This is a genomic window from Phenylobacterium sp., assembly GCF_044358365.1.
GTDB lineage: Bacteria > Pseudomonadota > Alphaproteobacteria > Caulobacterales > Caulobacteraceae > Phenylobacterium.
Window position 1 is genome coordinate 1 of record NZ_JBIKNZ010000138.1, and the last position, 3,325, is coordinate 3,325.

Sequence of the window (3,325 nt, forward strand, 5' to 3'; positions counted from 1 at the left end):
TGGAAGACGCGGGCGCGGCAGCGATCATGCCGGCGGCGGCGCCGATTGGCTCCGGGCGGGGCATCCAGAATCTGCTGAACCTCGGCCTGATCATCGAACAGACCAAGGTGCCGGTGCTGGTGGACGCCGGGGTCGGTACGGCGTCGGACGCGGTGATCTCCATGGAGATGGGCTGTGACGCGGTGCTGATGAATACGGCCATCGCCGAGGCGAAGGACCCCATCCGGATGGCGCGGGCGATGAAACATGCGGTGATCGCGGGCCGCGAGGCTTTCCTCGCGGGGCGGATGGACAAGCGGATGTATGCGGACCCGTCGTCACCGAGGGCCGGGTTGATCTGAGGGGTGGGGGCTTGGTCTGCCTCCTCTCCCCCGAGACCCCGCTTGAGCGGGGGCGAAGAGAGGGAGAGGGTTGGGAGAGGGCCGGCTGGGCCAACTCTGATGTAGAGGCGACGGCCCACGAGCGTCGCCACGGCAGGCCCTCGACCTCCCATCGGCGGATGACGATTTCACGCACCGGCCCTCTCCCAACCCTCTCCCTCTCGGCGCTGCGCGCCCGGGGGAGAGGAGAAGAAACGCTGCGGCCTGGTCGCAGTTCTCAAACCTGGATCGGCCGACGTCAGGCGGAGCTGCGCCAGATGGACGGGCCGGCCAGCACGCCGGGTGTCGGCGAAATCGTGGGCGGCGGCCTAAAGCTAGCGGCGCCCAAGAGCTCGGATCGTCGGTTTCGTTGAGGGTGTTTGGCGATGACCGGGGGCGATTCCGGGTCGTCCGGCGTCAGCACCCCGGCCTTCACCAGCAGGGTGTCAGCGGCCAGATCGCGGCGCAGGCGGGCCATGGTGGTTTCCACGGCCTCGTGAACGGTCTCCGCGTCGAGATCTTCAGCTTCGAGAAGTTCGTCCAGCGCGTCCAGCGGCTCATCGGAATCGGCGCGTTCGTACTCGTTCCAGCCGACCCGCTCGGCGGTCGGGCGGGGCGGCGTTGGCGCAGATGCGCGTGTGGGTGAGGGGGGCTGGAGCGCGACAGCGTCGCGATGCGCCGCCTGCGCCAGCCGGAATTCCAGCGCCATCGTCTGGCGCACGGCCCGCGAGACGCGATGGAACGCCAGACCGATCTGGGCCTGGACCTGGATATCCGCGACCTGCAGCATGGCCTCGCCGAGCCGGCGCACCATGACCATGCCAACCTCGGCCAGTTCCGCCAGCACGCGGCCGTGCCGCTCGCGCATGTCGCTCTCGATGAACATGAACAAAATAAGAACATGAAATAAGTGGGGAGTCAAGTGTGCGACGCCGGCGGCGGGCCGCAGTGGCCTAGTAAGTGGGGACATCGCGTAATTGAGGTAGGCCCATCCAGACCTGAGGATACGAAGTCGGAGCGAGTGGATCGCGCTGCTTCAAGCAGGAGGATGGGCCTACCTCAATTACGCGATGTCCCTACTTTCGGCGCTGCAAAACCGAGGGACAAATCGATCTTGTCAGTCTGGTGGTTGGCACAGTTTTCACCGGTTCAACGCAACGAGCTTGGACGTCGGGTCAAAGAACAGCAAACCCCGCGCGCCGCAGACGAAAGAGATAGATCAGAAATAACGTAACGAACACCGCATCGCCGACGATCACGACAACCGCGAAATCCGATGTCCAGCCGCTGAGATACATCCATGCCAAGTTCATGGCGAACAGCGCCTTGCCGAGCCCGCCCATAAGCACGATGCCAGCGTGACGCTCGGGATTGCGCGCCACCAACAGAAAACCAAGCGCGTAAAGAAAAGACGTCACCCAAGCGCCTCGGTACACCGCGACCATAACGGGATCGGAAAGGTCGCGGCCGAACTCTTGGGCGAACATGCCCGATGGGTTCGCAATTCCAGGGATCGAACCGGCGAAGTTCCAAATGGCGGCGATCACGAAAAGCGCTTGGATGACGCGGCGCTCAGGCACAGCTAGGGTCGCAGGTTCTATTCGATCGTTCATCTGCGTATCTCCGTTTGAGTTGGCCGCTGCCTGATCCAGCGTTCAGAGCGGCAAAGGGGCCCAAGGCATCCGGTCACAAGAAGCTTGTCTTCGGACAGAAGGCGAAGGGATGCTGAAAACGTCTGGCCGGTGTCGGGGTTATAGACACGCCCGGAAGCCCACTTCGTCGCCTCTGACTGAAGGCCCCAGAGAATGCGGAGCCCGACGAGGGGCCGATTGCGCAAGCGGCGATCCGGATTGCGCGTATCCGTCGTCGCGCCCTCCGTTAATTCCGGATCGACCCAGACCAACGCACCGCACGGTGTGCTGTCTTCGCAGGCTGAAATTCTCACGAGGGCTTCGTGCGTCTGTGTGCGCCATGTGCCCGTGAGTTCCTCGAGGGACGCATACGCGTGCGCTTCAGGAGCGCTGAGCCCGAGCATCATGGTCAGCAGGCTGGCGGTCAACGAACGCATAGATCACCTTCATTTAATACATCGCGTGATACTTTAATATTCTCCCATGTCAAGGCATAGTGTTCCCATGATCGATGATGTCCCCGCTCGGCGTTCCCGAGGACGGCCGGCGCGCTCTGCCGCCCGCATCGAGGAGGTACGCAACAGCATCGCCGCAAGCGCATTCCGGCTGTTCCAAGAAGAGGGCTACGCGGCAGTCTCGATGCGGCGTCTGGCCGAAGAGGCCGGCTGCACAGTCAAGACGCTCTACGAATACTACGACCGCAAGATCGATGTGCTGCGCGATCTCTGGGCCCGCGTGTTCGGCGAATTGTTCGATCAGTTAGATGAAATCGCCGCCGCGCACCCTAACCCGGCAGAGCGATTGGAGGCCCTCGCACAAACCTATGTCGAGTACTGGCTCGCGAGGCGCGACCACTATTTCCTGGTCTTTATGTCCAGTGGTATCAGCCAGGCGGAGGTCAGCGTCTTCATTCGCGATGACCCGCTGATCTTGCGGTTCGGCATTATTCTGAGAGCCTTGGCTGAGGCGCTTGGCGTAGAGGCAACGGACCCGGCCGTCGCTGTCAAGGCGGACCTTTTGATGGCAGTCCTTCACGGCGTGGCGCACAACCAGATTACCATCTCCGCCTATCCGTGGACGCCTCCCCGGCAGCTCGTCAGCCAAGCTGTGAAGGCTCTGCTGCGGCCATAGGAAACCAGCTGCCAATGGACCGTCGAAATGAGGGCGCTACCGGATCGCTTTCATCCGATACGATTTGAGCGCCGCCGAGGTTAGGCTCAGGACCCATTGAAATGATTCCCAAGGCGGGGTTGGTCTGATTCACTGGCGGCGCATGGAGGCGTCGTCATGAGTGATTTGATCTGGTTGTCGCAGGCGCAGATGCGCCGGATTGAG

Annotated in this window: 4 protein-coding genes and 1 pseudogene; 2 read left to right on the forward strand and 3 right to left on the reverse strand. The window is 62.7% G+C overall.

All coding sequences use genetic code 11. The features are described from left to right. A pseudogene (locus ACIQ3B_RS18350) lies at window positions 1-341 on the forward strand (thiazole synthase); the annotation flags it as partial. Between the two features lie 277 nt (window positions 342-618). Here the strand turns inward: ACIQ3B_RS18350 and ACIQ3B_RS18355 are convergent. The 3 genes from ACIQ3B_RS18355 to ACIQ3B_RS18365 all read right to left on the reverse strand — a co-directional run bounded on the left by ACIQ3B_RS18355 (window position 619) and on the right by ACIQ3B_RS18365 (window position 2,427). Beyond that, window positions 619-1,227: a hypothetical protein gene (locus ACIQ3B_RS18355; RefSeq protein WP_397405162.1), complete on the reverse strand. Its 609-nt coding sequence runs from the start codon at window positions 1,225-1,227 to the stop codon at window positions 619-621. A gap of 307 nt (window positions 1,228-1,534) precedes the next feature. Then, window positions 1,535-1,972: a hypothetical protein gene (locus tag ACIQ3B_RS18360; RefSeq protein ID WP_397405164.1), complete on the reverse strand. Its 438-nt coding sequence runs from the start codon at window positions 1,970-1,972 to the stop codon at window positions 1,535-1,537. Beyond that, on the reverse strand, window positions 1,969-2,427 hold the full coding sequence (locus tag ACIQ3B_RS18365; RefSeq protein ID WP_397405166.1) for a DUF2147 domain-containing protein: 459 nt from the start codon (window positions 2,425-2,427) through the stop codon (window positions 1,969-1,971). Before ACIQ3B_RS18365 ends, ACIQ3B_RS18360 begins: the two co-directional genes overlap by 4 nt. A gap of 67 nt (window positions 2,428-2,494) precedes the next feature. On the opposite strand from ACIQ3B_RS18365, the gene ACIQ3B_RS18370 reads away from it, so the two are divergent. Then, window positions 2,495-3,121 carry a TetR/AcrR family transcriptional regulator gene (locus tag ACIQ3B_RS18370; RefSeq protein WP_397405168.1) on the forward strand — a complete coding sequence of 209 codons (627 nt, stop codon included), beginning with the start codon at window positions 2,495-2,497 and terminating at the stop codon, window positions 3,119-3,121. Window positions 3,122-3,325 lie beyond the last annotated feature (204 nt).